Origin of the sequence: Curvibacter sp. PAE-UM, from assembly GCF_001432305.1 — a bacterium.
Taxonomy (GTDB): Bacteria; Pseudomonadota; Gammaproteobacteria; order Burkholderiales; family Burkholderiaceae_C; genus Hylemonella.
Map to the genome: position 1 here is coordinate 2,007,253 of NZ_KQ483358.1, position 6,121 is coordinate 2,013,373.

7 protein-coding genes and 2 pseudogenes are annotated in these 6,121 nt (G+C 66.9%); all 9 read right to left on the reverse strand.

Annotated features, from left to right (window positions below; all coding sequences use genetic code 11):
* On the reverse strand, positions 1-423 hold a 423-nt coding region (locus tag AO057_RS17500), incomplete at its 3' end, for a biopolymer transporter ExbD (RefSeq protein ID WP_082605640.1).
* Between the two features lie 10 nt (positions 424-433).
* Entirely contained in the window at positions 434-1,138 is a 705-nt protein-coding gene (gene tolQ / locus AO057_RS09755) for a protein TolQ (protein WP_057675442.1), read from the reverse strand.
* Positions 1,135-1,539 carry a tol-pal system-associated acyl-CoA thioesterase gene (gene ybgC / locus AO057_RS09760; protein WP_057675443.1) on the reverse strand — a complete coding sequence of 135 codons (405 nt, stop codon included), beginning with the start codon at positions 1,537-1,539 and terminating at the stop codon, positions 1,135-1,137. Before ybgC ends, tolQ begins: the two co-directional genes overlap by 4 nt.
* Before the next feature lie 7 nt (positions 1,540-1,546).
* On the reverse strand, positions 1,547-2,731 hold the full coding sequence (locus tag AO057_RS09765) for a pyridoxal phosphate-dependent aminotransferase (protein ID WP_057675444.1): 1,185 nt from the start codon (positions 2,729-2,731) through the stop codon (positions 1,547-1,549).
* 8 nt (positions 2,732-2,739) lie between these two features.
* Positions 2,740-3,219, reverse strand: a pseudogene (nusB, locus tag AO057_RS09770) (transcription antitermination factor NusB); the annotation flags it as partial.
* A 17-nt stretch (positions 3,220-3,236) separates the two neighbouring features.
* The gene (gene ribH / locus AO057_RS09775) at positions 3,237-3,713 is read right to left on the reverse strand and encodes a 6,7-dimethyl-8-ribityllumazine synthase (RefSeq protein WP_057675446.1); all 477 of its coding nucleotides are present in this window, start codon (positions 3,711-3,713) and stop codon (positions 3,237-3,239) included.
* Positions 3,714-3,727: 14 nt separating this feature from the next.
* A complete protein-coding gene (ribBA, locus tag AO057_RS09780) occupies positions 3,728-4,843 on the reverse strand; it encodes a bifunctional 3,4-dihydroxy-2-butanone-4-phosphate synthase/GTP cyclohydrolase II (protein WP_057675447.1) in 1,116 nt (371 codons plus the stop codon).
* A complete protein-coding gene (locus AO057_RS09785; RefSeq protein ID WP_057675448.1) occupies positions 4,840-5,481 on the reverse strand; it encodes a riboflavin synthase in 642 nt (213 codons plus the stop codon). Before AO057_RS09785 ends, ribBA begins: the two co-directional genes overlap by 4 nt.
* 24 nt (positions 5,482-5,505) lie before the next feature.
* Positions 5,506-6,121 (reverse strand): annotated as a pseudogene (locus tag AO057_RS18265) (RibD family protein); the annotation flags it as partial.

Genomic DNA, 6,121 nt, shown 5'->3' on the forward strand with positions numbered 1-6,121 from the left:
CACCATCTGGACCGACAGGCCCACGCGCTGCACACCGGCGCGTTGCAGCTTGTCCATGACGCGAACCACGGTTTCGTACCTGACGCTCTTGTCGGCGCTGATGACCACGGCGGAGCTGCCATCCTTGCCAGCATCGGACTGCAGGCGCTTGACGTTGGCGGCGAGCTCATCGAGCTTGAGGCTGCGGCTGCTGTCCTGCGCCTTGAGGGTCAGCGATTCGTCCTTGCCGACGACGATCTCGATCACCTGGTCGGGCTTGCGCGCGGCCTTGCCCACGCTGGGCAGGTCCACCACGCTGGGGGTGATGAGCGGGGCGGTGACCATGAAGATGATCAGCAGCACCAGCATCACGTCGATGAAGGGCACCATATTGATCTCGTTGATGGTGCGCCGTCCGCGCCCGCGACTGACCAGGGTAGGCATGCTGCGGTCCTCAGAAGGTGGAGGCCTGCGCCGCGGCCGGCTGCGCGCCGACGTTGCGCTGCAGGATGTTGGAGAACTCCTCGATGAAGGTCTCCAGCATGATGGCCACGCGGTCGATCTCGCGCGCGAAGCGGTTGTAGGCCACCACGGCGGGGATGGCGGCAAACAGGCCGATGGCCGTGGCCACCAGGGCCTCGGCAATGCCGGGCGCCACGGTGGCCAGCGTCACCTGCTGCAGCGAGGCCAGGCCCGTGAAGGCGTGCATGATGCCCCAGACCGTGCCGAACAGGCCCACATAGGGCGAGACCGAGCCCACCGAAGCCAGGAAGGAGAGGTTGGTTTCCACCACGTCCATCTCGCGCTGGAAGTTGGCGCGCATGGCGCGGCGCGCGCCGTCGAGCAGGGTGCCGGTGTCGGTGATGCGGCGCTCGCGCAGCTTCTGGTATTCGCGCAGGCCGCTGACGAAGATGCGTTCCATCGGGCCGCTGGCATGGCCCTTCTGGGCTGCCGTGGCGTAGAGGGTGTTGAGGTTGGCGCCGGACCAGAAGTCGCGCTCGAATTTCTCATTGAGTTCGCGCACGCGCCGCAGCGAGAAGAGCTTGCTGAAAATGGCGGCCCAGCTGGTGATGGACACCAGCACCAGCAGCAGCATGACGGCCTGCACGACCCAGCTCGCGTGCAGGACCAGTTGGATGATGGACAGGTCTTGACTCATTGAATGGCTTCCAGGACGGTACTCGGGATTCTTTCAGGTTTCATGCTGGCTGCGGACACCCAGCCGATGCGGATGCGGCCTTCGCACAACAGTTCAGGCTCGCCTCCCGTCTTGCGCCAAGCCTGCTGGGCGATTGTGAGGGATGCCCGGCCGCTTTCCTGGAGGCGAGCTGTAACCAATAGTTCGTCGTCCAGCCGCGCCGGGCGGTGGTATTTGAGCGTGGTCTCGCTGACCACGAACATGCCGCCGGTCTGCTCGCGCAGGGCCTGCTGGCCGATGCCCAGCGAGCGCAGCCATTCGGTGCGGGCGCGTTCGAAGAACTTGAGGTAGTTGGCGTAGAAGACGATGCCGCCGGCATCGGTGTCTTCCCAGTAGACGCGGATCGGCAGTTCGAAGGCCATACAGTATTCAGCGTAGAAGTTTTTGCAGCCGCTCCACCGCAGTCTGCAACTGGGGCAGGGCGCTGGCGGTGGAGAAGCGGATGTAGTGCTGCGTTTCGGCGCTGCCGAAGTCGCGCCCGGGGGTGACGGCCACATGGGCCTGCCGCATGAGCGCAAAGCTCAGTTCCCAGCTGTCCTTGACCCCCAGCTTCTTGCAGGCTTGCGTGCAGTCGGCCCAGGCGTAGAAGGCGCCGTCGGGCATCACCGGCACCGTCAGGCCCATCTCGTTGAGCGCCGGGATGAAGAAGTCGCGCCGGGCCCGGAACTCGGCGCGGCGGCGTTCGTATTCGACCAGGCTGTCGGCTTCGAAGCAGGCCAGCGCGGCGTGCTGCGCGATGGTGCTCGGGCAGATGTAGAGGTTCTGTGCCAGGCGCTCGACCACGGGCACCAGTTCCTCAGGCAGTACCAGCCAGCCCAGGCGCCAGCCGGTCATGCTGAAGTATTTGGAAAAGCTGTTGATCGAGATGATGTCTTCGCTGATGCCCAGCGCGCTGTGGCCGTAGCGTTCGTCGTAGCTCAGGCCGAGGTAGATCTCGTCGACCAGGGTGATGCCGTCGTGGGCCCTCACCACCTCGTGGATGCGGCGCAGCTCGGCCGGGTCGATCGAGGTGCCGGTGGGATTGGACGGCGAGGCCAGCAGCACGCCGCGCGTCTTGGGCCCCCAGGCGGCGTGCACTTTCTCGGCGCTGAGCTGGAAGCGTTCTGCCGGGCCGCAGGGGATGAGCCGGGCTGTGCCTTCGGCGGCGCTGACGAAGTGCCGGTTGCAGGGGTAGCTCGGGTCCGGCATGAGGATTTCGTCGCCGGCCTCGACCAGCGCCAGGCAGGCCAGCTGCAGCGCGGCCGAGGCGCCGGCGGTGACGACGATGCGGCTGGCGGGCACGCTTAGCCCGAAGCGCTGTGCATACCAGGCGCTGATGCGCTCGCGCAGCGCAGGCAGGCCGGTGGCATCGGTGTACTGGCTGCGGCCGGTGCGCACGGCGCGTTCGGCCGCTTCCTGTACCAGCGGCGGGGCTGTGAAATCGGGCTCGCCGATGTTCAGGAAGATCATGGGCGCAGCGCCTTGGGCCGCTTCGCGTGCCAGGGCGGATGCGGCCTTGGCCACTTCCATCACGTAGAAGGGCTCGATCTTCTGCGCGCGGGCCGCGATTCTCATGCGCGCGATCAGCCCTGGGCCGGCCTGGCCTTGCCGCTGGCGCGGTCGGTCGCCACTTCGGCGGCGCGCAGGGCCGGGGCCAGGCCGTTGAGCACGCCGTTGACGTACTTGTGGCCGTCGGTGCCGCCGAAGGACTTGGCCAGTTCGATGCACTCGTTGAGTACCACGCGCCAGGGCACGTCCAGGCAGTGCTGCATCTCGTAGGCGCCGATCCACATCACCGCGTGTTCGATGGGCGAGAGCTCGGCCAGTTTGCGGTCCAGCAGCGGGGTGATCAGGCGGTCCAGTTCGTCTGCCTGCTCCACGCAGCCGTGCAGCAGGGCGTCGTAGTGGGCGGCGTCGGCCTTGGAAAATCCTGCCAGATCCCGTGTGAAGGTGTCGATGGCGCTGGTCTCGTTGCGGCCGACCAGATGCTGGTACAGGGCCTGCAACGCGAATTCGCGGGCGCGGCTGCGGCCGGATTTGGCGGCCGATTTGCGCGGGGCGGTGTTGGGCGGTGCGGAACTCATTCGATGTCTTCCATCAGGTTGGCCATTTCCACGGCCACGCGGGCGGCGTCGCGGCCTTTGTCGGTCTGGCGGGCGATGGCCTGGTCCATGTTTTCCACGGTCAGGATGGCGTTGGCGATGGGGAGCTGGTAGTCCAGTGCCACGCGGGTGACGCCGGCGCCGGATTCGTTGGCCACCAGCTCGAAGTGGTAGGTTTCGCCGCGGATGATGCAGCCCAGGGCGATCAGCGCGTCGTGGCTGTTCTTCTCGGCCAGGGCCTGCAGGGCCAGCGGTACTTCCAGCGCGCCGGGCACCATGATGTGGTCGATGTTCCTGGTCAACACGCCCAACGCGGCCAGTTCGGCGCGGCAGGCCTGGGCCAGGGCGTTGGTCACCGCTTCGTTGAAGCGGGCCTGCACGATGCCGATGGCCAGCTTGTGGCCGTCCAGCTTTGCGTCGGTGGGTTCGAGATTGCCTTTGTCAGCGCCAAACATGGGAGTTCCTTGAGTTATTTCTGGGTGTAGCCGGTGACTTCGAGTCCGTAGCCGACCATGCTGGGCAACCGACGCGGGTTGCCCATGAGGTTCATCTTGTGCACGCCGCAGTCGCGCAGGATCTGCGCGCCCACGCCGTAGGTGCGCAGGTCCATGCGGCCGCGCTCGGGCGCGTGGCTGGCACGTGCCGTGCCTTCGAACTGGGCCAGCAACTGCTCGGCGCTTTCGCCGCAGTTGAGCAGCACCACGACACCACGACCCTCCGCGGCAATGCGCGTGAGGCAGGCATCCAGGCTCCAGGAGTGCATGGCGCGGCCGATTTCCAGCGCGTCCAGCACCGAAAGCGGCTCGTGCACGCGGGCCAGCACTGTGTCCTGCGCGCCCCACTGGCCGCGCACCAGGGCCAGGTGCACGCCCTGGCTGGGCTTGTCGCGGTAGGCGTGGGCGGTGAACTCGCCGTGGGAGGTCTTGATCGGGCGGCTGCCGATCTTCTCGATCAGTGACTCGTTGCGGCTGCGGTGTTCGATCAGGTCGGCGATGGTGCCGATCTTCAGCCCATGCTCGGCGGCAAAGGCCTGCAGGTCGGGCAGGCGGGCCATGGTGCCGTCGTCCTTCATGATCTCGCAGATCACGGCGGCGGGCGAGCAGCCGGCCATGGCGGACAGGTCGCAGCCGGCTTCGGTGTGGCCGGCACGCATGAGTACGCCGCCGTCCACCGCCTGCAGCGGGAAGATGTGGCCGGGCTGCACCAGGTCTTCAGGTTTGGCGCTCGGGGCCACGGCGGCCCGCACGGTGCGCGCGCGGTCGGCGGCGGAGATGCCGGTGGTGACCCCCGTGGCCGCTTCGATGGACACCGTGAAGGCGGTGCTGTAGACCGTGCCGTTGCGCGCCGCCATGGGGGGCAGGCGCAGGTATTCGCAGCGCTGGCGCGTGAGGGTCAGGCAGATCAGGCCGCGGCCGAAGCGGGCCATGAAGTTGATGGCCTCCGGCGTGACGTGGTCGGCCGCCAGGACCAGGTCGCCTTCGTTCTCGCGGTCTTCCTCGTCCACGAGGATGACCATGCGGCCGGCGCGCATCTCGGCGACGATGTCTTCAACGGGCGAGATCGCCACGGGTGCTTTGGGGCTCATGTGCTTGCTTTCTGCGGGGCGGTGCCGGCGGCGAGCATGCGCTCGACGTAACGGGCCACCGTGTCGATTTCGAGGTTGACGCCCGAGCCAGCCTTGAGCTGGCCCAGGCTGGTGTTCTGCACCGTATGGGGGATGAGATTGATGCTGATCTCGCAACCTGCGCTGTTGTCGGCGACGCGGTTGACGGTGAGGCTTACGCCGTTGACGGTGATGGAGCCCTTGTAGGCCAGGTACTTCGTGAGTTCGACCGGGGCCTGGATGCGCAGCTCCCAGCTTTCGCCGACCTGGGCGAAGTGGCTGACGGTGCCGACGCCGTCCACATGGCCCGAGACGATATGCCCACCCAGGCGGTCGCCGGCGCGCAGGGCCTTTTCCAGGTTGACCTGGGCGTCCTGGCTGAGACCAGTGGTCTTGGCCAGCGATTCGGCCGAGATGTCGATGGTGAACTGCTGTCGGGGAAGGTCCAGGCTGGTGACGGTCATGCAGGCGCCGTTGAGCGCGATGCTGTCGCCCAGGCCGACGTCATCCAGGTAGCCTGACGGGCAGGTGATCGCGAGGCGCTTGCCATGCTGTAAAGAGCTTCCCAGGTCGTGGCTGGCGACGATGCGCCCCACGCCGGTGATGATTCCGGTGAACATCGCGCTATTTTCGCAGGTAATCCTCTAGAAACTGTCGCGCCCGGGAATTCTGGCCAGAATGCGCAAATCCGGGCCGACCAGGCTGGTTTCGCGGTAGGTCAGCGGCACGGCCTGCGTCAGTTCGCTCAAAGGTCCGATGTTGACCATGCCTCGGCCGGCCCCCAACAGCTTGGGGGCCAGATAGACCAGAAACTCGTCCACCAGGCCTTCGCGGACCAGGGAGCCATTGAGCTTGTGGCCGGCTTCCACGTGTAATTCATTGATCTCGCGTGTGGCTAGGTTCTGCAGCATGGCGGCCAGATCGACCTTGCCGCCCGGGCCGGGGCAATGGATCACCGTGGCGCCCCGTGCTTCCAGAGCGGCCTTTTTCGCTTCGTCAACCACGGCGGCATAGATATAGAGCTGGCGTCCGGGAATGAAGAGCTTGGCGTCGAGCGGTGTTTCCAGCCGGCTGTCCACCACCACGAGATGGGGTTGGCGCGGGGTGTCGACCAGGCGCACGTCCAGGCGGGGGTCGTCCTCCAGCACGGTGCCGATGCCTGTGAGCACGGCGCAGGCACGGGCACGCCAGGCGTGGCCATCGGCGCGGGCCGGCTCGGCTGTGATCCACTGGCTGGGGCCGGTCTCCCGAGCGGGCCGG

Excerpts from the sequence above, each read along its gene's own strand:
- ybgC (WP_057675443.1), bottom strand. The coding sequence starts at position 1,539 with ATGGCCTTCGAACTGCCGATCCGCGTCTACTGGGAAGACACCGATGCC.
- AO057_RS09785 (WP_057675448.1), bottom strand. The coding sequence starts at position 5,481 with ATGTTCACCGGAATCATCACCGGCGTGGGGCGCATCGTCGCCAGCCAC.
- AO057_RS09765 (WP_057675444.1), bottom strand. The coding sequence starts at position 2,731 with ATGAGAATCGCGGCCCGCGCGCAGAAGATCGAGCCCTTCTACGTGATG.
- ribBA (WP_057675447.1), bottom strand. The coding sequence starts at position 4,843 with ATGAGCCCCAAAGCACCCGTGGCGATCTCGCCCGTTGAAGACATCGTC.
- tolQ (WP_057675442.1), bottom strand. The coding sequence starts at position 1,138 with ATGAGTCAAGACCTGTCCATCATCCAACTGGTCCTGCACGCGAGCTGG.
- ribH (WP_057675446.1), bottom strand. The coding sequence starts at position 3,713 with ATGTTTGGCGCTGACAAAGGCAATCTCGAACCCACCGACGCAAAGCTG.